The organism is Bradyrhizobium sp. T-12 (assembly GCF_058314695.1).
The window spans coordinates 5056917-5080612 of sequence record NZ_CM177756.1 but is presented as its reverse complement, the minus strand read 5'-3'; the positions used below and the strand labels follow the sequence as shown (position 1 = coordinate 5080612).

Below are 23696 nucleotides of genomic sequence, written 5' to 3'. Positions count from 1 at the left end.
ACGTGTAACTTTTTGAATCAAATCGTGTCCGGGCCGCGAGGGCGGCATTCGCCACAAATGTGGCGTCCGTGCTAGAAGCGCGCCGGGGATTTGCGTTGAATCGGGGTTTGCTCAGATGAGTTCCAAAGGATCTGCACCGGCCAAGGCCGGCTTGCGCGTCGGCGTCATTGGCGCGGGCGTGATGGGCAGCAACCATGCGCGCGTGCTCAGCGGACTGCCCGGCGTCAGCCTCGTCGGCGTCGTCGATCCTTCGCCGGCGCATCGCAGCCGCGCGACGGAACTTGCCAATTGCCCGAGCTTCGAGACGCTCGACGAATTGTTCGCGGCCGGCGTCGACGCCGTCACCATCGCTGCGCCGACCCATCTGCATCACGAGGTCGCGCTCGCCTGCATCGCCAAGAACATCCATGTCCTGGTCGAGAAGCCGATCGCCTCCACCGTCCAAGAGGGCCGCGAGATCGTCACCGCCGCGCAGAAGGCCGGCGTGACGCTGATGGTCGGTCATGTCGAGCGCTTCAATCCGGCCGTGGCCGCCGTCAAGCAGGCGATCGCGGGCGAGGACATTCTCTCCATCGCCATCACCCGCGTCGGTCCGTTCCCGCCGCGCATGTCCAATGTCGGCGTCGTCATCGACCTTGCCGTGCACGACATCGATCTGATCCGCTGGTTCACCGAATCCGATATCGTCGAGGTGCAGCCGCAATTGTCGAGCGCGGTTGCCGAGCGCGAGGACATCGCGCTCTTGCAGTTCCGCACCGAGAGCGGCGTGCTCGCCCACATCAACACCAACTGGCTGACGCCGTTCAAGGCGCGCAGCGTCACGGTCGCGACCCGCGGCAAATACGTGATGGGCGATCTCCTGACGCGCCAGGTCACCGAATGCTTCGGCTTCAAGCCTGACGGCAGCTATTCGATGCGGCATCTGCCGGTCGGCCATGACGAGCCCCTGCGCGCCGAGCTGATCGCGTTCCTCAAGGCGGTGCGTAACGGCGAGACGCCGGCGGTCACCGGGGACGAGGGTGTCGCCAGCCTCGAGATCGCGACCCAGTGCCTGGAGACGCCGTCGCGGCCCGCGGCCAAATCGTCCGCCCTCAAGGGGCCGCGCCGCGTCGCCGGCTGATCCCTTTCCATGTCGACTGCTCAACACCAGCAAGGCGCCAAGAACCAGACAATGAACCAGCATCTGCGTTCCGAACCCATTCCCTTCATCGACGTTGCCTCGCAGCGCCGCCGGCTCGGCGCCTCGCTCGATGAGGCCGTCAAGCGCGTGATGGACCATTGCCAGTTCGTCAACGGCCCTGAGGTGTTCGAGCTCGAGAAGCAGCTCGCAGCCTATAGCGGCGCCAAGCACGTGATCGGCTGCGCCAGCGGCACCGACGCCATTCTGATGGTGATGATGGCGAAGAATGTCGGGCCCGGCGATGCCGTGCTGTGTCCGTCCTTCACCTTCATCGCAACGGCCTCGCCGGTAGCGCGGACTGGGGCTACGCCCGTCTACGTCGATGTCGACGAGACCACCTTCAACATGAGCCCGGAATCGCTCAAGCGCGGCATCGCGACCGCGCGCAAGGCCGGGCTCAAGCCGGTGGCGGTGATTCCGGTCGACCTGTTCGGCCAGCCCGCCGATCACGACGCCATCGCCGAGATCGCCAGGGCCGAGGGCCTGTTCGTGCTCGATGACGCAGCGCAAGGCTTTGGCGCCAGCTACAAGGGCCGCAAGCTCGGCACCTTCGGCCTCGCCACCGCGACCAGCTTCTTCCCGGCCAAGCCGCTCGGCTGCTTCGGCGACGGCGGCGCGATCTTCACCGATGACGACGAGCTCGCCGCGACCCTGCGCAGCATCCGCGTGCACGGGCAGGGCGTCGACAAATACGACAACGTCCGCCTCGGCCTGACCGGCCGGCTCGACACCATGCAGGCCGCGGTCCTGATCGAGAAGCTGAAGATCTTCGACGACGAGATCGCCGCCCGCAACAAGGTTGCGGAGCGCTACGCGCGTGGCCTCTCCAACGTCGTCACCGTGCCGCGCCTCGCGCCCGGCAACACCTCGGTCTGGGCGCAGTACACGATCCGCCTGCCCAAAGGTACCGACCGCGACGGCTTCGCTGCCGCGCTGAAGGCCCAGGGCGTGCCGACCGCGATCTATTACGGCAAGTCGATGCACCAGCAGACCGCCTACAAGCAGTATCCGGTCGCCGAGGGCGGCCTTCCGGGTTGCGAGAGCCTGTCGCAAGACGTCATCAGCCTGCCGATGCACGCCTATCTGACCGAAGCCGACCAGGAACGCGTGATCGCCGCCGTGCGCGGCGCGCTGGCGGGCTGATTTCTTTCCCTCTCCCCTTGTGGGAGAGGGTGGATCGCCGCGTAGCGGCGATTGAGCTTGCGTCTACCCTCGGCGCTGCCCTCTCCCACAAGGGGAGAGGGCACAGCAACGGGCATCGTCGCTGCAATCGACTTCTGTGGCCGCTTCCACCTAGACCTAATCGCGCCATGCTCTAAAACAGACGCATGCTCGGACGCATCTTCACGGTCGGTGGTTACACGCTGCTCTCGCGGCTGACGGGATTTGCCCGCGACATCATGCTCGCGGCGATCCTCGGCGCCGGCCCGGTGGCCGATGCCTTCTTCGTGGCGCTGCGGCTGCCCAATCATTTCCGCGCGATCTTCGCCGAGGGCGCCTTCAACGCCGCCTGGGTGCCGGCCTATGCCCATGTCCATGGCGAGAAGGGGGAGGCGGCGGCACATTTGTTCGCCGACCGTATCTTTACGTTGCTGCTGGCCTCGCAGGTGGTGCTGCTGCTCGTCGCCTGGCTGTTCATGCCGCAGGCCATGAGCATCCTGGCGCCAGGCTTTTCCGAGGACGCCGAGCAGCGCAGGCTCGCGATCGAACTGACCCGGATCACCTTTCCCTATCTGCTCCTGATCACGCTGGTGACGCTCTATGGCGGCATGCTCAACGTGATGCAGCGCTTTGCCAGCGCAGCGGCGGCGTCGATCTTCCTCAACGTCGCGATGATGATGACGCTGGCGGTTGCGGTCTGGTTTCCGACCGCAGGCCACGCCGCCGCCTGGGGCGTCCTGATCTCGGGCTTCCTGCAATATTTCCTGCTTGCCGGCGATCTCGCCCGTCATGGCGGCCTGCCGCGCTTTGCGCCATTGAAGCTCGACGAAGACGTCCGCGGCTTTTTCAAAGCGCTGGGACCTGCGACACTGGGCTCCATGGGCACCCAGGTCGCGCTGTTCGCCGACACCATCATCGCGACTTTCCTGCCCGCGGGCGCGCTGTCGGCGCTGTACTATGCCGACCGGCTCAACCAGCTTCCGATCGGCGTGATCGGCATCGCCATCGGCACCGTGCTGCTGCCGGAGATGTCGCGGCGGATCACGGCCAACGACCTCGACGGCGCGATGAAGGCGCAGCGCCGCGCCTTCGATTTCACGCTGCTGTTCTCGATCCCGTTCGTCGCGGCCTTCCTTACCGTGCCTGACGAGATCATGCGCGCGCTGTTCGCCCGCGGCGCATTCTCCAAGGCCGATGCGGTCGCCGCGGGCGGCACGCTCGCGGCTTATGCGATCGGCCTGATCCCCTTCGTGCTGATCCGTAGCGCGGTCGCGACCTTCTATGCGCGCAAGGACACCGCGACGCCGGTGCGGGCATCCCTGACCGGCATCGCCGTCAACGTTGCCCTCAAAGTCGCCTTGATGGGATCGCTCGCCCAGATCGGCCTTGCGCTCGCCACCGCCGTCGGCGTCTGGACCAATCTGTTGCTGGTGCTGTTCTTCGCCGTGCAGCGCGGTTTCCTCGTGCTGGACCGAGCCTGGCTGATGTCGCTCGGCAAATTCCTGCTGATTGGCATCATCCTCGCGATGGCGTTCTGGCTGATCGCGCGCTTCAGCGGTCCCTCGTTAGGCTCGATGCATTTCCGTGACGAGGTGACGCTGGTGTTGCTCGCCGCCGGCGGCACCATCGTCTATGCGCTCGCGATCCTTGCGCTGTTCGGCCGCAGCTGGCTGGTGTCGCTGGTGCGCGGCTAGGCGAGCAGTGCGCTCGCCTCCAGGATGCAAACAGCATCTGCACATCTCTTGATTTGGTGCGATCGCCGTGATATGTGCGGTGCATGACCAAACGCTCGCGCATCGTCAACCGCAACCACATGACCCGCTTCGGCTGGGCCGTGGGAGGAGTCGTGCGCTAGGAATTCGACGACATCTTTTCCACCAGGCCCCGCCGGCATCGGACGGGGCCTTTTTTATGGCCACGCTCCCTGCCGGCTCAACAGCAGGAGCATCCGATGCCACCCCAACAGACGAACATCACAGCCTCGGAGCCCGACGCCGCGAGACTTCGCTTCGATCTTTCCATCGTCCTGAGCTTGCTCAGGCGATATTGGCTTGCGTTTCAGGAGGGGCGGCCGCGCGCCCAGGTCGCCTTGCACGATCTCGGCGACAGGGAGCTGATGGATATCGGCCTGACGCGCGGTGAGATCGATAGCCTCGCGCCTGAACGCGCCATCGACAGGTTGAGAGACAATGCGAGGACCCTGTGGGGCCGTGGTGGGATGTGACGACCACCAACCCCCGGCGACCTTCGCTGTCGACAAAGAAGAGGAGGTGACCATGGCATCGCATGCTGCGCGTGCCCCTGCGGACGTGGACATCCGACGATTGACGGTCGATGATCTCGACCACTTTCACGACATTCGCGCGGAGGCGCTTCGGACACACCCTCAAACCTTTGGCTCTCGTGAAGAGGACGAGGGCGGCGAGGCGACGCTCGCGGCCTATCGACGTTGGCTGAGTGGAGTGATCCTTGGCGCTTTTGAGCGCGGAAATCTGATCGGGATAGCAGGCTTCTACGTGTCGCCAGATCGGCGATCGCGGCACAGGGGCCACATCTTCACGGTTTACGTGAGGGAGGGCGGCCGAGGTCGAGGCGTCGGCGATCGGCTCATCAAAGAGCTTCTTGCTCATGCCGAGGCATGTGTCGAACAGGTGCATCTCGAGGTCCTGCTCGAAGCGACCGCTGCGATCAAGACCTACAAGCGCAACGGGTTCGGAGTATACGGTACGGATCCCCGAGCCGTCCGTGTAAGCGACGTCACGTATGACAAATACCTCATGGTCAGGACGTTCAGCCAATAGCGCCGGCCTGGTTTGGCCCATCGGGAATCCTGGTACGGCGGCGCAATGCGTGTCTCGGCGTCGAGACCGTCGCCTCGAAAGCGTCTGTCGTGGTCCCTGCCGCTCGGCTGGACTCCCCGACCGAGTCCATGGGACATTCCACTGAGCGGAGGGGGAAGGTGACATGATCCTGGTGACCGGCAGCGCAATCGCAAGGCTGGACTCGATCGATGAGGTCCGGAGACTAAGCCTGGAACACGTCCAACGCTCGCGCGCCGAGCCCGGTTGCATCTCGCATGCGGTGCATGTCGATTGCGAGAATCCCCTCAAGTTCGTATTCGTCGAGCAGTGGGCCGATCGCGCGGCGCTGCGTGCGCACTTCGCGGTTCCGGCCTCGCGCGACTTTGTCCGTGCGCTGCAGTCGCTCGTGTCGGAGGCGACGACCATCGAGATCTACGAGGCTGCTAGGATGGCCGGGCTTTGAAGCGCGCAGATTGGGACGCGACACGATATCGTTATCGGCGCAGCATCCCATATGTGCGGACCCGGGTAGCACGCCAGGCGAGGCCTCGCGATCCGCGAGAGGTGAGGACATCGATCTCGGCCTGCGATCAAGCCCACCTAAACCCATTTGCCTTGCCGGTTTTTCCACGGCAATATGCCCGCAAAACAACCATGAGAACGGGAAGATAAAATGGCGGCTCCCATCAAGTTCGGCGTTGGCCAAAGCGTGCTGCGCAAGGAGGATGACGCGCTCATCCGCGGCAAGGGCCGCTATACCGACGATTACGCGCCGCAGGCCGCGCTGCGCTGCCTGATGCTGCGCTCGCCGCACGCGCATGCCAAATACACCATCGATGCAAGCCGTGCCCGCGGCATGCCCGGCGTTGCGCTGATTTTGACCGCGGATGACGTCGCCGATCTCGGCAATCTGCCGTGCCTGTTCAATCTCGAGACCGATCCGTTCACCGGCCCGCCTTACCCGATCCTCGCCAAGGACGAGGTTCGCCATGTCGGCGATTCCATCGCCTTCGTGGTCGCCGAGACCATCGACCAGGCCCGCGACGCGATCGAGGCGATCGAGGTCAAATGGTCGCCGCTGCCGGCGGTCACCGGTGTCGTCAACGCCGTGAAGAAGGGCGCACCCCAAGTCTGGCCCGACAAGGCCGGTAACGTGCTGTTCGACGTCTCGATCGGCGACAAGGCGGCGACCGAAGCTGCCTTCGCCAAGGCGCATGCGGTCGCCGAAATCTCCATCGTCAATCCGCGCGTGGTCGCGAGCTTCATGGAGACGCGCGCCGCGGTCTGTGAATACGATTCCAAGCGCGACCATCTGACGCTGACGATCGGCAGCCAGGGCAGCCATCGCCTGCGCGACATCCTGTGCCAGAACGTGCTCAACATCCCCACCGACAAGATGCGGGTGATCTGCCCCGACGTCGGCGGCGGCTTCGGCACGAAATTGTTTCCGTATCGCGAATACGCCCTGATGGCGGTTGCGGCCAAGAAGCTCAAGAAGACGGTGAAATGGGCGGCAGACCGCACCGAGCATTTCGTGGGCGACGCGCAGGGCCGCGACAACGTCACCACCGCCAAGATGGCGCTGGCCGAGGACGGCAAGTTCCTCGCGATGGATTGCGACCTCATGGGCGACATGGGCGCGTATCTGTCGACCTTCGGGCCCTACATTCCGCACGGTGGTGCCGGCATGCTGCCGGGGCTCTACGACATCCAGGCCTTCCATTGCCGGGTGCGCACCATCTTCACCCACAGCGTGCCGGTGGACGCCTATCGCGGCGCAGGCCGGCCCGAGGCGGCCTATGTCATCGAGCGCCTCGTCGATGCCTGCGCGCGCAAACTCGACATGACGCCGGATGCCATCCGCCGCAAGAATTTCATCCCGCCGAAGGCACTGCCGTACAAGACGGCCACGGGCAAGGTCTATGATTCCGGCGACTTCGCCGCGCATCTCAAGCGCGCGATGGAGATCGCCGAGTGGAAGGAATTTCCAAAGCGCGCCAAGGCGGCCAAGAAGGGCGGCTTGATCCGCGGCATTGGGCTTGCGAGCTATGTCGAGATTTGCGGCGTGATGGGTGAGGAGACGGCCAATGTCCGCCTCGATCCCAACGGCGACGTCACCGTGCTGATCGGCACGCAGTCGAGCGGGCAGGGCCACCAGACCGCCTATGCCCAGATCGTCGCCGAGCAGTTCGGCGTCGCGCCGGAACGGGTCCACGTCCGCCAGGGCGACACCGACGAGATTGCCACCGGCCTCGGCACCGGCGGCTCGGCCTCGATCCCCTCCGGCGGCGTCAGCGTCGAGCGTGCGACGCGGGAGCTTGGGCAAAAGCTCAAGGAGATCGCGGCGCAGGCGCTGGAGGCGGGCGCCGGCGACCTCGAGATTTCCGAAGGCGTGGTGCGCATCGCCGGCACCGACCGTTCGATCTCGTTCGCCGATCTCGCCAAGCGGCCCGGCGTCGATCCCTCGAAGCTGAACGGCAGCGCGACCTTTGCCAGTGCCGACGGCACCTATCCCAACGGCACCCATGTCGCGGAGGTCGAGATCGATCCGGCCACCGGCATCATCAAAATCGTCAACTACGTGATCGTCGATGATTTCGGCAAGACGCTCAATCCGCTGCTGCTGGCCGGCCAGGTCCATGGCGGAGCCATGCAGGGCATCGGCCAGGCCCTGATGGAGCAGGTGGTCTATGGCGCAACCGACGGCCAGCTCATCACCGCGACCTACATGGACTACGCGCTGCCCCGGGCGGCGGATGGTCCCGCCTTCGTGTTCGAGACGGCCAACGTCCCCTGCAAGACCAATCCGATGGGCGTGAAGGGGGCGGGCGAAGCCGGCGCGATCGGCTCCTGTCCGGCCGTCGTCAACGCCATCGTCGATGGGCTCTGGCGCGAATACAAGATCGACCACATCGACATGCCGGCGACCCCGGAGCGGGTATGGATCGCGATCAGCGAACACCATCGCCGTCACAGCCTGTAATACCAGGCAGACGCGCGCGCGTTTGCTTAACCCATCAGCCGGAGTGCGACGATTTATCGTCGCACTCCGGCTGGAATGAAATCTGCCAATCGGTGTTGGCCCATTCAGGGGTCGGCACGATCCTGCATCAGGGAAAGGGATTTTGCGAATGAAGCGAATGTTGGTTGTCGGGGGCGCGCTGCTGCTCGGGATGGGTGCCGTCTGGGCGCAACAGGATTCCGCCAAGGAAGCTCAGATGCTCATGAAGGGCAACGGCAAGAATGCCGGCGCGATGTCGGCGATGGTCAAGGGCGAGAAGCCTTACGACCAGGCCACGGTGGACAGCGCGCTGGCGCAGTTCGAGGATACCGCCAAGAAGCTGCCGACCCTGTTTCCGGCCAGCGCCAAAGGCGCCAAGCTCGACGGCGACTACTCGACCTCGCCGAAGGTCTGGGAGGACAAGGCCGGCTTCGACGCGAAGATCGCAAGCTTCGCCAAGGTCGTCGGCGAGGCCAAGGGCAAGATCAAGGATCTGGACTCGCTCAAGGCGAACATGCCTGCCATCGGCAAGGAATGTGGCGGCTGCCACGAGACTTACCGCGTGAAGAACAGCTGAGGCGGTACTTTCGTAGACCGGATGGGCGAGGCGATATCCGGGGCTTCCAGCCAAGCTCATAGTCTGTCCCGGATGTCGCTTCGCCCATCCGGGCTACAGATTCAATTTGAATGATGAAGGGCGGTTGCGAAAGCAGCCGCCCTTTTTCCGTTTGCAAGGTCTGACGGATCGCCGTCCGAGCGGTTATGTTTGCAGCAGCGGCCGTGGCGTTGATGTGAGTCGGCTCGTCTTTTTCGACTGCCTCATGACATCAGGAGTTCCAGCGCGCGGCGAGGATCTCAATCAAAGCGAGTCAGGCCATGGTCAAACCGTTTCCGTCGAAGACGCACATCGGCAATCACATGCTGCACCCTGAAACGCTGATGCTGACCTACGGCTATGATCCGCAGCTGTCGGAAGGCGCCATCAAGCCGCCGGTGTTCCTGACCTCCACCTTCGTATTCAAGACGGCCGATGACGGGCAGGACTTTTTCGACTTCGTCGCCGGCCGGCGCGAGCCGCCGGAAGGCATGGGCGCGGGGCTGGTCTATTCGCGCTTCAATCATCCCAACAGCGAGATCGTCGAGGACAGGCTCTCGATCTACGAGCGCACCGAGAGCTGCGCGCTGTTCTCGTCCGGCATGGCGGCGATCTCGACCACGATCCTGGCTTTCGTCCGCCCCGGCGACGTCATCCTGCACTCGCAGCCGCTCTATGGCGGGACCGAAACGCTGCTGACCAACACACTGGCGCGTCTGTCGATCGGCGCCGTCGGCTTCGCCGACGGGATTGACGAAGCCACCGTCAAGCAGGCCTCGGAAGAGGCGATGGCCAAGGGCCGCGTCTCGATGATCCTGATCGAGACCCCAGCCAACCCGACCAACGGCCTGGTCGATGTCGCCATGATCCGCCGCATCGCCGATGCCATCGGAAAGGCGCAGGGACACACGCCGATCATCGCCTGCGACAACACGCTGCTCGGGCCGGTGTTTCAGCGGCCGATCGAGCACGGCGCGGACCTGTCGCTGTATTCGCTGACCAAATATGTCGGCGGTCACTCCGACCTGATCGCGGGGGCCGCGATGGGCTCGAAGGCGATCATGAAAGGCATCAAGGCGCTGCGCGGCGCCATCGGCACCCAGCTCGATCCACATTCCTGCTGGATGATCAACCGCTCGCTCGAGACGCTGAGCCTGCGCATGGAGAAGGCCAACGACAATGCGCGGCTCGTGGCGGATTATCTGCGCGATCATCCCAAGGTCGCCAAGGTCCACTACCTCGGCCACCACGAGGAATCCTCGCCGGCCGGGCGGGTGTTCGCGCGGCAATGCCTGGGTGCGGGGTCGACCTTCTCGTTCGACATCGTCGGCGGCAAGGAGGCCGCCGTGAAATTCCTCAACGCGCTGCAGATCCTCAAGCTGGCGGTGAGCCTCGGCGGCACCGAGTCGCTCGCGAGCCTGCCCGCGACGATGACGCATTCCGGCGTTCCCGCCGACATCCGCCGCAAGATCGGCGTGCTGGATTCCACGATCCGGCTGTCGATCGGCATCGAGAACCCCTCGGACCTGATCGCCGATCTCGCGCAGGCGCTGAACGCGGCCTAGAGTGCAACGGAATCGAAAAGGCCGGGCGCCCCCTCCTGCGCCCGGCCTTCGTGCAACGAAGCAACCTTGAGGCTTACTTCGTCACCTGACCGCGGATCTCGCCACCGGGATTCGCCGCGGTGTGGATGTTGACGTAGAGCTTGCCGCCGAGCAGATCGGCAGCCTGCGCGTCGGTGAGCGTCGCTTCGCCCTTCACGGGGCTGGCGGTCGCATTCGGAATCGCGATCGCCACGCCGGCGTTCTTGCCGGCCTCGGCAGGTCCGTGGAAATGGGCGGCGGTGGCGGGGCCGGAGAGGCCAGAATAGGTGACGGTCCAGGACAGCTTCTTGCTGGCGGCATCATAGTTCAGGTCCGCTGTTCCGGTGCCGCTGCTGGTGGTTGCCGGCACCTCGGACTTGCCGTCGAGCGTTGCTTTGAGCTTTTCGGCGCTGGCCGGGCCGGCGAAGCTGATGGCACCGAGCGCTAAGGCGGCAATGACGGTCTTGTTCATGACACTCTCCCTGCTGAACCCATTCGGGCTGCCAAACTTCCAACAGCCGGCATTTCAGTTTATTCCCGTTTCCGGCCAGGGCGGGCTAAATTCTTCGTGGTTGGAGCCGCGACGACATCGGTCATAAGTTGCCGCGACGAGTGAATGGATGGGCATGTTGCAACGAACAATTCTCGCAGGCCTGCTCGCCGCGGTCATTGCCGCGGGGGTCTATTGGTGGCTCAGCGCGCCAAAGGTGGCGGCCGCGGGCCATGCGCCGGCCCATGCGGCAAACCTTGCCAATGGCGAGGTGATGTTCAACGCCGGGGGCTGCGCGTCCTGCCATGCGACGCCGGACCAGCCCGATCGTGGCAGGCTCGGCGGCGGCGTCGCGATCAAGTCGCCGTTCGGAACGTTCTACGCGCCGAACATCTCGCCCGATCTGAACGACGGCATCGGCAAATGGACGGACACCGACTTCGTCAACGCGGTGATGCACGGCGTCTCGCCGGGCGGGCAGCACTATTTTCCCGCCTTTCCCTACACCTCCTACCAACACGCCAGGCGCGAGGACGTGCTCGATCTCTTTGCCTATCTGAAGACGCTGCCGCCCGTGACCGGCAAGGTGCGCGATCATGACATGCGTTTTCCGTTCAACATCCGGCGCAATGTCGGCATCTGGAAATTCCTGTTCCTGGACGACAAGCCGCTCATCGCCGACGCCGGCAAGTCACCGCAATTCAATCGCGGCGCCTATCTCGTCAACAGCTTTGGCCATTGCGCCGAATGCCACAGCCCGCGCAACGCGCTGGGCGGCATCATCGCGGGCCAGCGCTTTGCCGGCGGGCCCAATCCGGAAGGCGAGGGCTGGGTGCCCAACATCACCCAGAAGCGCCTCGGCGAGTGGAGCGTGAAAGATATCGCCTATTTCCTCAAGAACGGCGAATTGCCCGACGGCGACAGCGTCGGCGGCGCGATGACGCGCGTGATCAAGAACACCTCGCAATTGCCCGAGGAAGACATTGCGGCGATGGCGGACTATCTCAAATCGCTGCCGCCTGTGGAGGGCCCGCCGCGGCCGAAGCGCAAGGAAGCCGGCAAGGACGCCGGCTAACTGCGCGCCCTAGCTGGCGCCAAACGCCTTGAAGGTGATGATGGTGAGGGTGTCCTGGATGCCCGGCAGCACCTGCACCTTCTCGTTGACGAAATGGCCGATGTCGGTGTCCTTGTCGACGTAGAACTTCACGAGAAGGTCGTATTGGCCGGCCGTGGAGTAGATCTCGGAGGCGATCTCGGCTTCGGCAAGCGCATTGGCCACCGTGTAGGACTGGCCGAGCTTGCATTTGATCTGGACGAAAAAAGGAACCATCGCGGGCACTCCGAAAGCGTATCTGGCGGCTAATAGGCCAAAACCGGCATGGTTTAGCAAGCGGACTTGCCGGCCGCCAGATGCCGGCCCGAAGCTTTAAGAGGCCACGGCCGCCGCGGCGAAGGCGTCCCTGAGCCGCTGGGCGAGCTCGACCTTGCGATAGGGCTTGGTCAGCACGATGGCCTGCGCATGCGCGCGGCCTTGCTCGACCAGGGTCTCCAGCGCGTAGCCCGAGGTGAACAGGACCGGCAGCGAGGGGCGAATCCGCCGCGCCTGATCGGCGAGCTCCCAGCCGCTCATGCCGCCGGGCATCACGATGTCGGTGAACAGCATGTCGATGCTGGGGTCGGTGCGCAGCTGCTGCAACGCCTCCTTGCCGTTGACCGCGGCGACGACGCGATATCCGAGCGCCTCCACCCTGCGAATGACGGAGGAGCGGACGAACGGATCGTCCTCTGCGATCAGGATGGTCTCGTATCCGCGCGGCGCCGCGTCCTCGCCGTCGGACAGGTCGGTCTGTGATTGACCGGTGTCCGCGCGCGGCAGGTAGATCCGGACCGTCGTCCCAAGGCCTTTCTCGCTGTAGATCGAGACATGGCCGCCCGATTGCTTGGCGAAGCCATAGACCATGCTGAGGCCGAGACCGGAGCCCTTGCCGACCTCCTTGGTCGTGAAGAACGGCTCGAAGGCGCGCTGGGTGACCTCCGGCGTCATGCCTTCGCCGTCGTCGCTGATCGAGATCAACGCATAGGCCCCGGATGCGACTTCGGGGTGAGCGGTGCGATAGTCGTCGTCGAGCGCAGTCAACTCCGTGCTCAGGGTCAGGTGACCGCCGGCCGGCATCGCATCCTGCGCGTTGAGCGCAAGGTTCAGCACGGCGGATTCGAGCTGGGCGCGATCTGCGAAGGCCAGGATCGTGCCGGGCCGGGAGGCCGTCTTGATCTCGATGTCTTCGCGCAAGGTGCGCTTGAGCAGCTTGAACATGGATTCGAGCAGGCCACGGCAGTCGATCGTCTGGGGCTGCAGCAGCTGGCGGCGGCTGAACGCAAGCAGGCGCTGCGTCAGCTCGGCACCGCGCTCGCCCGACTGGGAGATGTCGTCGGCAAAGCGCCGCAGGTCGGGCCTCGCCTTGAGCTGCTCGCTCAGATGCTCGGCGTTGCCGATGATGACGGTCAGGAGATTGTTGAAGTCGTGAGCGATGCCGCCGGAGAGCTGGCCGACCGTCTCCATCTTCTGCGCCTGCTGCAGCTGCCGCTCGGTCAGTTTGCGCGCGGTCAAATCGTGGACGATGCCGACGAAGATCAATTCGCCGTCCTGCCGCGCCTGGCCGACCGACACGTCCATCGGGAAGGTCGATCCGTCCTTGCGCAGGCCGGTGGCTTCGCCGGCGGTCGCGAATTGCCTCGCCTGGCCGTCGGGCGCAGCGCCGGCCTCGGGCATCAGCATCGTGACGTTCCGGCCCATCACCTCGTCGGCGGAGTACCCGAACAAGCGCTCGCAGGCCGGATTGAACAGCAGGACACGGTCCTGCGCGTCGAACAGGATGACGCCGTCGACCGCGGTCTCGACGATGGCGGTGAGGCGCGTCACGCTCTCGCGCATCGCACGCTGCGCGTCGCTGACCTGCTGGAGCAGCAGCGTGGCGTCGCGGCTCTTGATCTCCTCCTCCTCGAGCGCGGCCTGGACCTGGCGCAGCTCGAACGGCGAGGGGATCGTCAGGATCTTCGGCAGCAGCGGCCACAGCGCGCCCGCCGTGACCACGGATGCCACCGCGGTCGCCGCCTTGACGATGCCCTCGATGCCGTAGATCGGGACCCACAGCGTGTAGATCGACAGCACATGGGTCAGGCCGCACGCCATGATGAAGATCGCAAAAGCCCAGTAGACCCAGCCGAATTTGAGGTCGCGCCGCTTGGTGACCAGAATGGCCAGGGCAAAGGGAATCGAAAAATAGGCGGCGGCGATGCAGGCGTCGGCCACGACGTGAAGCCAGATCAGCTCGGGTTCCCACAACAGGCAGATGCCGTGCGGCGAAAGCATGGACGAGTCGAGGAGACGTTCAAAAAAGGCCCACATCGTTCCACCCAAAGATTCCGTTCCGGACGGCTTGCGGGCCAGGGCGACCCGCGACATCGGTGTCGCCGGACAGTTCCACCATTGACGTCTCACGCATCGGCGAAGCAGTTCGAGACTATACCAAGGGTTCGCCGCGGGCGCATTTCCATGCCGCACGATTGCGGCGCCGAGGCCCCCATACCCGCCGGCGCGCCGCGAATCACGGCCGGCCGCGGCCGGCGCTTGCCGGTGTTCCACGGTCGCGCTAGGACAGGCCATGGCGGTGTCACCATCCAGCAAATGTGTCCGGCGATGACGACCCCGGTCGCACTCACCATCGCGGGTTCCGACTCGGGCGGCGGCGCCGGGATCCAGGCTGACCTGAAGACCTTTGCCGCGCTCGGCGTCTACGGCGCGTCTGTCATCACGGCCTTGACCGCGCAAAACACGCGCGGCGTCACCGGCATCCACGCCGTGCCGGCGGCGTTCGTCACCGAGCAGATCGATGCGGTGTTCTCTGATCTCGACGTCGGCGCGGTGAAGATCGGCATGGTGGCCCAGGCCGCCAGCATCGATGCGATCGCGGCCGCGCTGTCGCGCTGGTCGCCGGGGCATGTCGTGCTCGATCCCGTGATGGTCGCGACGTCAGGGGACCGGCTGCTCGCCGCGGAAGCCGTCGATGCGCTGCGCACGAAACTGATGCCGTTGGCGTCGGTGATCACGCCAAACCTGCCGGAAGCCGCGGCCCTGCTCGACGAGCCGGTCGCGGCAAGCGAAGCGGAGATCGAAAGCCAGGGACGGCGCCTGCTGGCGCTCGGCTGCCGTGCGGTCCTGATCAAGGGCGGGCACGGCGAGGGCGCCGAGAGCATCGACTATCTCGTCAGGGGCGAAGCAACGATCGCGCTCGCCGCACCGCGCGTCGCCACCCGCAACACCCATGGCACCGGCTGCTCGCTATCCTCGGCGGTCGCGGCGGGGCTTGCCAAGGGCGAGGATCTGGAAACCGCCGTCCGCAACGCCAAGACCTGGATCAGCGCCGCGATCGCCGCCGCCGACCGCTTCAGCGTCGGCCACGGCCATGGGCCGGTCCATCATTTCCACGGATTCTACTGAGGTGGGCTTGCTGAACCTCTCCCGGTTGCGGGAGAGGTCGCGCCCAACGGGTCGCGCCGAAGGCGCGCCCCGATGACAGGCTCCGCCGCGGGTGAGAGCTCCCTCCTCTTGGTAAATCCCACTAGGGGAAACACCCTCTCCCGCAAGCGGGGAGGGAGCGCACTTAACTAGGGGCTTCCAACGGCAATCTGATCTCTGAGTCCCCCTGCGGCGCCATGTCGCCTGATTGTCGCATGCGACTGATATTCGCGGGGAGGGCGAGGCAAGGCGTGATTCGTATCTGAAGGTGCCTCAAAAGTTCAATCGGTCATCCCCCTGTCACGGGACATTGTTACAGGCTGGCGCATGGGAAGTTACGATGTGAGTGACGAGAGCCCGGAGCGGCGCTTTCGCACGTTGTTCATCTCCGACGTTCATCTCGGAGCCCGCGGTTCTCAAGCCGATCTTCTGCTCGACTTCCTGCGCTACCACGATGCCGACACGATCTATCTGGTCGGTGACATCGTCGACGGCTGGGCGCTGAAATCGAGCTGGCACTGGCCGCAATCCCACAACGACCTCGTCCAGAAGCTTTTGCGCAAGGCGCGCAAGGGCGCCAAGGTCATCTACATCCCCGGCAATCACGACGAGTTCCTGCGCAATTATTACGGCACGCATTTCGGCGGCATCGACGTGGTCGAGAACACCGTCCACACCGGCGCCGACGGCAAGCGCTACCTCGTCATCCACGGCGACATCTTCGATCTCGTGGTGCAGAACGCGCGATGGCTCGCCCATCTCGGCGACAAGGCCTACGATTTCGCGATCCAGATGAATCGCTTCGTCAACTTCTTCCGCCGCCTGTTCAAGGTGCCCTATTGGTCGCTGTCGCAATGGGCCAAGCAGAAGGTCAAGAACGCGGTGAATTATATCGGCGCGTTCGAGCAGGCGCTCGCCGCCGAGGCGCGGCGTCACGATGCCGACGGCGTGATCTGCGGCCACATCCACTACGCCGTGATCCGCGACGAGGGCGGCATTCGCTACATGAATTGCGGCGACTGGGTCGAGAGCTGCACGGCGCTCGTCGAGCATGACGACGGTCATTTCGAGATCATCACTTGGGCGGATCATCTGCAGAAGCCGGCAGACGTCCCCCAGGTTGCAGCCAGAGCTGCATGACAGAGGTCGCCTGATGCGCATCCTGGTCGCGACCGACGCCTGGCACCCGCAAGTCAATGGTGTGGTTCGGACGCTGACCAAACTCGCTGACGCCGCGGAGGCGCTCGGCGTCCAGTTCACGTTCCTGACGCCGCAATCGTTCCGCACCTTTGCGATGCCGAGCTATCGCGACGTGCGGCTGGCCATGCCGCGCCCGGCACGGATTGCAAAGCTGATCGAGGAGGCGCGGCCGGACAGCATCCACATTGCGACGGAGGGGCCGATCGGCCTGATGGTCCGCCGCTATTGCCGCCAGCGCAGGCTGCCGTTCACGACCAGCTTCCACACCCGCTTTCCCGAATATGTCCGCGCCCGCGTGCCGGTGCCGGGCTCGCTGATCTGGCGCGCGCTGCGCCGTTTCCATGCCCCCAGCCGCGCCGTGATGGCGGCAACGCCGGCGCTCGCCCGCGAGCTGACCGAGCGCGGCTTCGATAATGTCGTGCTGTGGCCCCGCGGCGTCGACACCCATGTGTTCCATCCGCGCGCCATCGACCTCTGCCTGCCGGCACCGGTGTTCCTGTCGGTCGGCCGCGTCGCGGTGGAGAAGAATCTCGAAGCGTTCCTCGAGCTCGATCTGCCCGGCACCAAGGTGATCGTCGGCGACGGCCCGGCCCGCGCCGCGCTGGAAGAGGCCTATCCCGATGCGATCTTCCTCGGCGAGAAGCACGGCGAGGCCCTGGCGGAGATCTATGCGGCCGCCGATGTGTTCGTCTTCCCGAGCAAGACCGACACGTTCGGCCTGGTCCTGCTGGAGGCGCTGGCGAGCGGCCTGCCGGTCGCAGCCTTCCCGGTGAAGGGACCCCGCGACGTGATCGGCGACGCTCCGGTCGGCGCGCTCGATCACGACCTGCGCAGCGCCTGCTTCGCGGCGCTCGATGTCTCCCGGCAGGACTGTGTCGAATTCGCCGCCAATTACACCTGGGAAGCCTCGGCGAGGGCCTTTGTCGACAGTATCCGGGCGGTAGGGGCTGTGCTGCCGGGCCGGAACGGTGCGGAACAGCCGCGTTTCGTCGCCTAAGGGGAAGATTTCCTCGCGCGGAGGTGTCTTGCCCGCGGCTCGATGGCCGCGATAAGGTCAGCCATGACCGAACAGCTTCTCCCGATCGGCCCTGCCGACATCGATGCCGCCGCGCGTGTGATCGCGCCTTACGCCATCCGCACCCCGCTGCTGTCCTTTCCGGTGCTCAACGAGCGCGTTGGTGCGAAAGTGTTTTTGAAGCCGGAGATGCTCCAGCGCACCGGCTCCTTCAAGTTCCGCGGCGCCTTCAACAAGGTGTTCTCGATCCCGCAGGACAAGCGCGCCGGCGGTGTCGTCGCGTTCTCCTCCGGCAACCACGCCCAGGGCGTGGCGGCGGCGGCAAAAATCCTCGACATGCAGGCGACCATCGTGATGCCCGCGGATGCGCCGCTGTCCAAGCGCGAGCGCACCAAGTCCTACGGCGCCGAAGTCGTGCTCTATGATCGCGACAAGGACGACCGCGAGGCGATCTCGCGCGGCATCGCCGAGAAGCGCGGCGCGACGCTGGTCAGGCCTTATGACGATCCCTTCGTGATCGCAGGGCAGGGCACTGCCGGCCGCGAGATCGCCGAGGACATGGCGGCTCTCGGCCTCAGCCCTGACATCGTGGTGGCGCCGGCCTCCGGCGGCGGCCTGATCGCGGGCGTCGCGACGGCCGTGAAGGCGCGCTATCCCCAAGCCGAGATCGTGGTGGCCGAGCCCGAGGCGTTCGACGATCACGGCATTTCGCTGACCGCAGGCCATCGCGAGCCGCATGGCCCCGCAGGGCGCACCATTTGCGATGCGCTGATGGCGCTGATCCCCGGCGAGATGACCTTTGCGATCAACAGCAAGCTGCTCGCGCGTGGCGTCACGGCGTCGGACAAGGAAGTCGGCGCTGCCGTCGCGTTCGCCTATCGCGAGCTGAAGCTGGTGGTCGAGCCCGGCGGCGCCGTCGGTCTTGCCGCACTGCTCGCCGGCCGCCTCGACGTCGCCGGCAAGAACGTCGTCATCGTGCTCTCGGGCGGCAATGTCGACGCGGATCTGTTTGCCGAGCTGGTGGCTTAGTCGTCATTCCGGGGCGCGTGAGCGCGAACCCGGAATGACGACCTCCAAGAGCCGACACGAAGAAGGGGCAGAGCTTGCGCTCTGCCCCTTTGTCGTCTCGCCTGCGGCGATCAGCGCATGAAACCGCGGTGGTTGTTGCCGCCGCCCATGCTCGGGGCCTGGTTCATTGACTGGCGGAAATTGTTGCCACCGTTGTTGACCATGCGGTTGGTCGCATTGAACTGCGGGCGGTTGTTGTTCTGCACCTGCACCTTGTTCACCGGAGTGTTGTTGATCTTCACACCGTTGTTGACGCGGATCGGGTTGTTCTGGGTCTGAACGACCGGCTTGGTCTCGACATTCGTGCCGCCCTTGCCGACATTCACCGGCATGCTCACGATCTTGCCGGGCTTGCCGTTGATGTTGCCGTTGACGTTGCCGACGTCCGGCTTGTTGTTGGTCGCAGGCAAGGTGACGATTTTGCCGGTACCGCCATTGTTGGGCGTGTTGGTCGGCGCAGGCATGGTGACGATCTTGCCCGGGGTCTGCGTCGGCGTGCCGTTCTGCTGGTTCGGCTGGTTGTTGTTGCCCGCCGGCAGGTTGACGATCTGGCCGCCATTGCCGGGCTTGCCGATGACATTTCCATCGACCGGCTTCTGCACGATGGGCAGGTTGCCATTGCTCTGGCCACCACCATTACCCTGCTGCAGCGGCATGTATTTGGGCTGGCCGAGATTGCCGATCTTGAAGGTCGGGGCAATGTTCTGCGGAGCCAGGAACTTGGTCGCCTGCATCAGGGGGATCTGCTTCGGCTGCACCTGCAGCTTCAGCGCCATCTGCGCATAGGGGCTGTTGCCGTAGCTGTCGTAGAAGCTCTTGTAGCCGAGCGGCGAGTTCACGAGCACCGCCTTATGCCAGGCCTGCGAGAGCAGGATGTTGTTGAGCAGCCAGCGGACGTGGTCGCACAGCGGGTCGTGCGGATACATCTGGATGAACTCCTGATAATATTCCGGCCGGCCCTCGGACACGACGTAGTCATAGGCCTGGCGCGTCGAGCGGCTCGGCAGGTTGGCGGCCATCTGCACGACGGGCGCTTTGACCGGCGCGCGGTTGGCGGCAACCACGGTGTCACCGAAGAAGGTGAAGTCCGAGGTGAGCGAGGAGCTCTCCCACGGGATCTGCGCGCCGCTCGTGGTCTGGTTCACCTGCAGGCGGACGCGCTTGAACAGCTGCTCGATCGGCACGTTGGGCTCGCGCGCGACGTTCAGGAAGGCCTGCGTGTACGGGCTGTGGCCACCGGTGCCGTCGAGCGCTTCGGCGCCCGGCGCGGTCGAGTAGCCGACGATCGATCCGTTCGGCGCATCGACGATGGCAAGGCCGCGGCCGGCATCATTGACGGTCGGGAACGGGTTGTTGCGGCAGGCATCGAGGATGACGATGCGCATGCGGCTCGGGATCGTCTCCAGCGTCGACATCACGTCGACGAGGCGCACCGAATTGTTGACGAGCTCAGTAGGGTTGGACACCTTCGCATCGACGGGAACGAGATAGTTCTCGCCGGCGAGCTGCACGCCGTGGCCGGCGTAGTAGACCATCGCCACGGTGTTCGGGCCGCGCGCGGAGACTTTTGCGGAGAAGTCCTGCACCACGCGCAGCATGTCGTTCTGGGTCAGGTCGGTTGCGGCAACCACCTCGAAGCCGGCGGAGTTCAGGAACTGCGCCATGGACTGCGCATCATTGTCGGGGTTTTGCAGCTGCGGGGCGTTCTGGTAGTTCGAATTGCCGATCACCAGGGCAACCCGCTGCTCCGGGCCCTGCAGCGCGGTGGGGGCCGGCTCGACCGGGGCAACTTGCGCGGAAACAGGGCCGCAGGCGAAGCCGAACAGGCTTCCCACAAGGCTGGCTGTCATCAGCAGAGGCTTTAGGCGGAACATGGCGTGCTCCTTTGGCACTGATCTCGATACGAGATTGGTTGCGACGAAGCCTGACCGCGTTCGAGCTTGAGGTCCGTGATCCCAGTCACCATGATGGCCTCCGTGATCTGAATCACGCTTGGAACCTGCTAAACGATCGCTAAGAGGAACCGCCGTCACATGCTGAAATCGATCGATCCGATCCTGACGCCCGACCTGCTCTGGCTGCTGGCTTCCATGGGCCACGGCGACGATCTCGTGGTCGTCGATGCCAACCACCCGGCCACGCACATCGCCCGCTCGACATCGTCGCAGCGCCTGATCCAGCTCCCGGGCATGACGATGGAGACGGCCGTCCGCGCCATCATGTCGCTCTATCCGCTCGATGATTTCGATCCAGATCCGGTGCGCGTGATGCTGCCGGTCGACGATCCCGATCGCGTGCCCGACGTGCAGCGCGCGGTGCTGGCCGAGATCGAACGCGCCAGCGGCGGCGCCATAGCTCCCGGCAAGCTCTCACGGGCGGACTTCTATCGCGCGGCGGCGGCGGGCTTCGGCGTCGTGCAGGTCGGCGACAGCAGGGGTTACGGCTGCTTCCTGATCAGGAAGGGCGTGATCAGCTAGCCGGCTTGGCGCATCAGCTCCGAGGGCCAGCCGATGCGGACGAGGAGACCGTCGGGGCCGTTGATGCCGACCTCATACATGCCCCATTCACGGTGACGCAGCACGCCGCCGGGCCGGATGATGAGATCGTCCACGCGCGCGGCAATGGCCTCGACATCGGGCGTGCGAATGAACACGCCGAAGGGATTGTGTTCCGGCACGCGCCACGGGCCGTCGCCGGCTTGCGTGAGATGCACCTCGCAATTCCAGCCCCTCATGATGACGTAACCGGCATCGCCGCCCATGCGCGCGAAGCCGAGACGTTCCCAGAAGGGAGTCGCAGCGGGAAGATCGTTGCTCGGAACGATCGCAAATGCGCCGACGTGCGGGCTCTCAGGCATTCGGTCACTCCGGAACATTCAAGCTGTCCGCACAGCGTTCACGCTGCGCGTTGCAAGTCTATCCGCAGCGGCTGATCGGCAGAAGCGGCGAAACGTCCCGCACTCGAATTTGAATGGCGCGCTTGCACCTGACTGTCTATGTTCGCGCCATGTCTCGCCTTATGTGTCTATTTGTTGCCATCGTCCTGTCGCTACTGCCGGTCGTCGCGTCCGCTGCGTCAACGCAAAAGCGCCCAAAGCAGGCCTGGCAGGGCTACGGCTTCCTGCCGGGCTATCGCCAGCCCTTGAGCAACAGCATTCCGCTCTACAAGCAGAAGGACGCGATGCGCCGAATGTCGCGCGCTGATCGGCGTCACTGGTACATCGATCCGGTTCCGCAATATTACCGCTGGGACGGCGAGTGGCACTATTTCGGCCGCCCCGGCTTCAACGGCGGCCGCTACAATGGCGGCAGCTTCGGCCCGTGCTGGACGCGCACGCCGATCGGGGCGGTGTGGAATTGCGGGTGATTAAGTAACCCTCGCTACGCTCGCAATGACGATGCGGAAAGAGCGCGCATCAATACTCACTCCTGTGCCCCAGACGCAGCACAGCGCTAACCCGGCGATGTGAAACATTGTCCGGTCGGCGGTGCGCTGCAGAGCCGGGGCCTATGCTGCCGAGGAGTTCGTGGCCTCTGGGTCCCGGATCTGCGCTTCGCTTGTCCGGGACAAGAAAGTGCGCGGCCCCTTTACGAGAAGAACGCGATCTTCTCGGCCTGGGTCATGCGGCGGATCGGAGCGAGCGGGTCATTTGCCGGCGCGCGGGGCTTTTGCAGGATGCCGCTGGCGAGGATCGTGGCGCCGAGCGAGGGCTCCGGGGCCGGCGAGGGCGTCGGCAGTGACGGGGCCGGCGCCGCGGCGAAGATGGCGGTGGCTGCCATCGCCGGGGCCTGCTGCTCCATCACTTCGGCGGCGGCCTCCGCAATGGCGTCGGTGAGGCGCGCGAGCGAGTCCAACGCGATCGGTGCGTCCGCCGGGTGTTCTTCTACGACAGGGGCGGCGACAGGCTCTGGTGCGACCGGCTCGGCAAGCTCGGCGGCGACGGGTGCTGCGGTCTCCGCTTGCATCGGCTCCGGAACAGCCGCGTCCAACTCGACCGGGGCGATGATCTCGTCGAACTCCGGATCGGGCGCGGCCATCTCGAGCGCAATGGCCTCGAGCACGGCGTCGTCCTCGGCCTGCGCGGCCGCATCGAGCGCGAAGGCGGCATCCGCATCGACGGCAGGCTCGGTCGCCGGCGCCTCAAACGAGATCTCTTCATGCGCGGCAGCTTCGGGCGCGACGGTCTCCGGCGCGACCTGGTCGAGCGCGATATCTTGAACGGCGATCAGGCTTTCGGCAGCCATCTCCGTAGCGGCGGCCGTATCCCCTGCCTGCTCGTCGAGTGCCTGCTCGTGCAGTGCCTGCTCAGCCGCGGCGGATACTTCTGCGGTGCCGGTCGCTGCCATGGCGGCTTCGGGCTCGACACTTGCTGCGACGTCCTGCGGCGGCTCCGTAAAAGCCACGGGTGCTTCGCTGGTCATCGCCGCAGGCGCGGTCTCGACGGGTGCTTCGGCGACGGATGACGGCACGTCCTGCATCGGAGCCGGGGGCGCCGCCTGCGGCGTTGCGCCGCCCTCGGTCTGGTCGACCCGATCCTTGAGGAGATCGAAGGCGATCTTGAGCTCGACACGGGGATCGATGGTCGAGGCCTGTCCGCAAGCGGACTCGATCGAGGCGAGCTGCGAATCAATGAGGTCGCAGATTCGCCCGTCGGCGCCGATCTCGCGCCAGCGCCAGGAGATCTCCTTGATGATGCGCACCCCGCGCGGGATCGGCGCGAGGCTCGCCTCGATCGCCGCAGGGTCGAAGGCAGCAAGCGCAATGGTCTCGGCCTCGCGGATCGCGCGGCGGATCTCGATCAGCGCCTCGGGCAGGCGGTCCTCGACGACGGGTTGCCGCTGCGCCGCAAGGGTTTCCTCGATCTTCGCGACCGCGTCGAGCACCATGCGCGTGTCGGCATTGCGGTTGCGCTTGGCGTATTCGCCGAGGAACCAGCGGCCGCGCGCCGTCTCCATGAAGGCTTCGCGGATCGCGTCGTAATCCTGCTCGTTCGGCTCCGCTGCGCGGGCAGACATAGGCGAGAGTGCGAATGCTTCGTTGGCCATGGCGATCTCGTCGCGCAAATCAGTGCGCGTTAATGTAACGA

22 protein-coding genes are annotated in these 23696 nt (G+C 65.2%); 16 read left to right on the top strand and 6 right to left on the bottom strand.

All coding sequences use genetic code 11. The features are described 5' to 3' along the window. Positions 1-115 precede the first annotated feature (115 nt). From AC0WRY_RS24275 to AC0WRY_RS24235, 9 genes are all read left to right on the top strand, one after another. A complete protein-coding gene (locus AC0WRY_RS24275; RefSeq protein ID WP_194403316.1) occupies positions 116-1120 on the top strand; it encodes a Gfo/Idh/MocA family protein in 1005 nt (334 codons plus the stop codon). A 51-nt stretch (positions 1121-1171) separates the two neighbouring features. Continuing rightward, a complete protein-coding gene (locus AC0WRY_RS24270; RefSeq protein WP_491121323.1) occupies positions 1172-2323 on the top strand; it encodes a DegT/DnrJ/EryC1/StrS family aminotransferase in 1152 nt (383 codons plus the stop codon). 185 nt (positions 2324-2508) lie between these two features. Next, the gene (murJ, locus tag AC0WRY_RS24265) at positions 2509-4035 is read left to right on the top strand and encodes a murein biosynthesis integral membrane protein MurJ (RefSeq protein ID WP_491121321.1); all 1527 of its coding nucleotides are present in this window, start codon (positions 2509-2511) and stop codon (positions 4033-4035) included. 257 nt (positions 4036-4292) lie between these two features. Beyond that, a complete protein-coding gene (locus AC0WRY_RS24260) occupies positions 4293-4565 on the top strand; it encodes a YjiS-like domain-containing protein (protein WP_491121319.1) in 273 nt (90 codons plus the stop codon). A gap of 52 nt (positions 4566-4617) precedes the next feature. Further along, on the top strand, positions 4618-5142 hold the full coding sequence (locus tag AC0WRY_RS24255) for a GNAT family N-acetyltransferase (RefSeq protein ID WP_491121317.1): 525 nt from the start codon (positions 4618-4620) through the stop codon (positions 5140-5142). Positions 5143-5305: 163 nt separating this feature from the next. Then, complete coding sequence (locus AC0WRY_RS24250) at positions 5306-5605, top strand: putative quinol monooxygenase (RefSeq protein ID WP_313754654.1); 300 nt, start codon at positions 5306-5308, stop codon at positions 5603-5605. Between the two features lie 210 nt (positions 5606-5815). Then, positions 5816-8125, top strand: coding sequence for a xanthine dehydrogenase family protein molybdopterin-binding subunit (locus tag AC0WRY_RS24245; RefSeq protein ID WP_491121315.1), 2310 nt, complete (start codon positions 5816-5818; stop codon positions 8123-8125). 148 nt (positions 8126-8273) lie between these two features. Beyond that, positions 8274-8720, top strand: coding sequence for a c-type cytochrome (locus AC0WRY_RS24240; RefSeq protein ID WP_285807102.1), 447 nt, complete (start codon positions 8274-8276; stop codon positions 8718-8720). Between the two features lie 299 nt (positions 8721-9019). Beyond that, positions 9020-10303: a cystathionine gamma-synthase family protein gene (locus AC0WRY_RS24235; protein ID WP_211419786.1), complete on the top strand. Its 1284-nt coding sequence runs from the start codon at positions 9020-9022 to the stop codon at positions 10301-10303. A 73-nt stretch (positions 10304-10376) separates the two neighbouring features. Here the strand turns inward: AC0WRY_RS24235 and AC0WRY_RS24230 are convergent, their stop codons facing one another. After that, positions 10377-10793: a CHRD domain-containing protein gene (locus AC0WRY_RS24230; protein WP_259214353.1), complete on the bottom strand. Its 417-nt coding sequence runs from the start codon at positions 10791-10793 to the stop codon at positions 10377-10379. A 154-nt stretch (positions 10794-10947) separates the two neighbouring features. Here AC0WRY_RS24230 and AC0WRY_RS24225 point away from each other — a divergent pair, with 154 nt between their 5' ends. After that, positions 10948-11886 (top strand): c-type cytochrome, encoded by a 939-nt coding sequence (locus tag AC0WRY_RS24225; RefSeq protein ID WP_491121311.1) that lies wholly within the window; start codon positions 10948-10950, stop codon positions 11884-11886. 9 nt (positions 11887-11895) lie between these two features. On the opposite strand, the gene AC0WRY_RS24220 is transcribed toward AC0WRY_RS24225, so the two are convergent. Both AC0WRY_RS24220 and AC0WRY_RS24215 read right to left on the bottom strand, forming a co-directional pair. Further along, the gene (locus AC0WRY_RS24220) at positions 11896-12141 is read right to left on the bottom strand and encodes an Lrp/AsnC ligand binding domain-containing protein (protein ID WP_018317369.1); all 246 of its coding nucleotides are present in this window, start codon (positions 12139-12141) and stop codon (positions 11896-11898) included. Between the two features lie 96 nt (positions 12142-12237). Then, positions 12238-14181, bottom strand: a complete 1944-nt coding sequence (locus tag AC0WRY_RS24215; protein ID WP_491121308.1) for a PAS domain S-box protein — start codon at positions 14179-14181, stop codon at positions 12238-12240. 327 nt (positions 14182-14508) lie between these two features. On the opposite strand from AC0WRY_RS24215, the gene thiD reads away from it, so the two are divergent. From thiD to AC0WRY_RS24195, 4 genes are all read left to right on the top strand, one after another. Continuing rightward, positions 14509-15309, top strand: a complete 801-nt coding sequence (thiD, locus tag AC0WRY_RS24210; protein ID WP_259214345.1) for a bifunctional hydroxymethylpyrimidine kinase/phosphomethylpyrimidine kinase — start codon at positions 14509-14511, stop codon at positions 15307-15309. Positions 15310-15654: 345 nt separating this feature from the next. Then, positions 15655-16467: a UDP-2,3-diacylglucosamine diphosphatase gene (locus tag AC0WRY_RS24205; protein WP_194403304.1), complete on the top strand. Its 813-nt coding sequence runs from the start codon at positions 15655-15657 to the stop codon at positions 16465-16467. A gap of 13 nt (positions 16468-16480) precedes the next feature. Beyond that, positions 16481-17524 carry a glycosyltransferase family 4 protein gene (locus AC0WRY_RS24200; RefSeq protein WP_313754660.1) on the top strand — a complete coding sequence of 348 codons (1044 nt, stop codon included), beginning with the start codon at positions 16481-16483 and terminating at the stop codon, positions 17522-17524. A 63-nt stretch (positions 17525-17587) separates the two neighbouring features. Continuing rightward, positions 17588-18571 (top strand): threonine/serine dehydratase family protein, encoded by a 984-nt coding sequence (locus tag AC0WRY_RS24195; RefSeq protein WP_259214336.1) that lies wholly within the window; start codon positions 17588-17590, stop codon positions 18569-18571. 110 nt (positions 18572-18681) lie between these two features. Here the strand turns inward: AC0WRY_RS24195 and AC0WRY_RS24190 are convergent, their stop codons facing one another. Then, positions 18682-20484 carry a caspase family protein gene (locus AC0WRY_RS24190; protein WP_491121304.1) on the bottom strand — a complete coding sequence of 601 codons (1803 nt, stop codon included), beginning with the start codon at positions 20482-20484 and terminating at the stop codon, positions 18682-18684. A 159-nt stretch (positions 20485-20643) separates the two neighbouring features. Between AC0WRY_RS24190 and AC0WRY_RS24185 the strand changes: the two genes are divergently transcribed. Continuing rightward, entirely contained in the window at positions 20644-21087 is a 444-nt protein-coding gene (locus AC0WRY_RS24185) for an RbsD/FucU family protein (protein WP_211419778.1), read from the top strand. Here AC0WRY_RS24185 and AC0WRY_RS24180 read toward each other — a convergent pair. Further along, positions 21084-21467 carry a VOC family protein gene (locus AC0WRY_RS24180; RefSeq protein WP_491121302.1) on the bottom strand — a complete coding sequence of 128 codons (384 nt, stop codon included), beginning with the start codon at positions 21465-21467 and terminating at the stop codon, positions 21084-21086. The genes AC0WRY_RS24185 and AC0WRY_RS24180 overlap by 4 nt on opposite strands. 149 nt (positions 21468-21616) lie before the next feature. Here AC0WRY_RS24180 and AC0WRY_RS24175 point away from each other — a divergent pair, with 149 nt between their 5' ends. Then, positions 21617-21976 carry a hypothetical protein gene (locus AC0WRY_RS24175; RefSeq protein WP_211419776.1) on the top strand — a complete coding sequence of 120 codons (360 nt, stop codon included), beginning with the start codon at positions 21617-21619 and terminating at the stop codon, positions 21974-21976. A gap of 221 nt (positions 21977-22197) precedes the next feature. On the opposite strand, the gene AC0WRY_RS24170 is transcribed toward AC0WRY_RS24175, so the two are convergent. Continuing rightward, on the bottom strand, positions 22198-23655 hold the full coding sequence (locus AC0WRY_RS24170) for a hypothetical protein (protein WP_491121299.1): 1458 nt from the start codon (positions 23653-23655) through the stop codon (positions 22198-22200). Positions 23656-23696: the final 41 nt, after the last annotated feature.

What these genes read in the sequence shown, in the direction of transcription:
- AC0WRY_RS24185 (WP_211419778.1), top strand. Translation starts at nt 20,644, where the DNA reads ATGCTGAAATCGATCGATCCGATCCTGACGCCCGACCTGCTCTGGCTG.
- AC0WRY_RS24270 (WP_491121323.1), top strand. Translation starts at nt 1,172, where the DNA reads ATGAACCAGCATCTGCGTTCCGAACCCATTCCCTTCATCGACGTTGCC.
- AC0WRY_RS24255 (WP_491121317.1), top strand. Translation starts at nt 4,618, where the DNA reads ATGGCATCGCATGCTGCGCGTGCCCCTGCGGACGTGGACATCCGACGA.
- AC0WRY_RS24260 (WP_491121319.1), top strand. Translation starts at nt 4,293, where the DNA reads ATGCCACCCCAACAGACGAACATCACAGCCTCGGAGCCCGACGCCGCG.
- AC0WRY_RS24190 (WP_491121304.1), bottom strand. Translation starts at nt 20,484, where the DNA reads ATGTTCCGCCTAAAGCCTCTGCTGATGACAGCCAGCCTTGTGGGAAGC.
- AC0WRY_RS24195 (WP_259214336.1), top strand. Translation starts at nt 17,588, where the DNA reads ATGACCGAACAGCTTCTCCCGATCGGCCCTGCCGACATCGATGCCGCC.
- thiD (WP_259214345.1), top strand. Translation starts at nt 14,509, where the DNA reads ATGACGACCCCGGTCGCACTCACCATCGCGGGTTCCGACTCGGGCGGC.
- AC0WRY_RS24200 (WP_313754660.1), top strand. Translation starts at nt 16,481, where the DNA reads ATGCGCATCCTGGTCGCGACCGACGCCTGGCACCCGCAAGTCAATGGT.
- AC0WRY_RS24205 (WP_194403304.1), top strand. Translation starts at nt 15,655, where the DNA reads ATGGGAAGTTACGATGTGAGTGACGAGAGCCCGGAGCGGCGCTTTCGC.
- AC0WRY_RS24230 (WP_259214353.1), bottom strand. Translation starts at nt 10,793, where the DNA reads ATGAACAAGACCGTCATTGCCGCCTTAGCGCTCGGTGCCATCAGCTTC.
- AC0WRY_RS24175 (WP_211419776.1), top strand. Translation starts at nt 21,617, where the DNA reads ATGTCTCGCCTTATGTGTCTATTTGTTGCCATCGTCCTGTCGCTACTG.
- AC0WRY_RS24180 (WP_491121302.1), bottom strand. Translation starts at nt 21,467, where the DNA reads ATGCCTGAGAGCCCGCACGTCGGCGCATTTGCGATCGTTCCGAGCAAC.
- AC0WRY_RS24275 (WP_194403316.1), top strand. Translation starts at nt 116, where the DNA reads ATGAGTTCCAAAGGATCTGCACCGGCCAAGGCCGGCTTGCGCGTCGGC.
- AC0WRY_RS24225 (WP_491121311.1), top strand. Translation starts at nt 10,948, where the DNA reads ATGTTGCAACGAACAATTCTCGCAGGCCTGCTCGCCGCGGTCATTGCC.
- AC0WRY_RS24170 (WP_491121299.1), bottom strand. Translation starts at nt 23,655, where the DNA reads ATGGCCAACGAAGCATTCGCACTCTCGCCTATGTCTGCCCGCGCAGCG.
- AC0WRY_RS24250 (WP_313754654.1), top strand. Translation starts at nt 5,306, where the DNA reads ATGATCCTGGTGACCGGCAGCGCAATCGCAAGGCTGGACTCGATCGAT.
- AC0WRY_RS24215 (WP_491121308.1), bottom strand. Translation starts at nt 14,181, where the DNA reads ATGCTTTCGCCGCACGGCATCTGCCTGTTGTGGGAACCCGAGCTGATC.
- murJ (WP_491121321.1), top strand. Translation starts at nt 2,509, where the DNA reads ATGCTCGGACGCATCTTCACGGTCGGTGGTTACACGCTGCTCTCGCGG.
- AC0WRY_RS24245 (WP_491121315.1), top strand. Translation starts at nt 5,816, where the DNA reads ATGGCGGCTCCCATCAAGTTCGGCGTTGGCCAAAGCGTGCTGCGCAAG.
- AC0WRY_RS24235 (WP_211419786.1), top strand. Translation starts at nt 9,020, where the DNA reads ATGGTCAAACCGTTTCCGTCGAAGACGCACATCGGCAATCACATGCTG.
- AC0WRY_RS24220 (WP_018317369.1), bottom strand. Translation starts at nt 12,141, where the DNA reads ATGGTTCCTTTTTTCGTCCAGATCAAATGCAAGCTCGGCCAGTCCTAC.
- AC0WRY_RS24240 (WP_285807102.1), top strand. Translation starts at nt 8,274, where the DNA reads ATGAAGCGAATGTTGGTTGTCGGGGGCGCGCTGCTGCTCGGGATGGGT.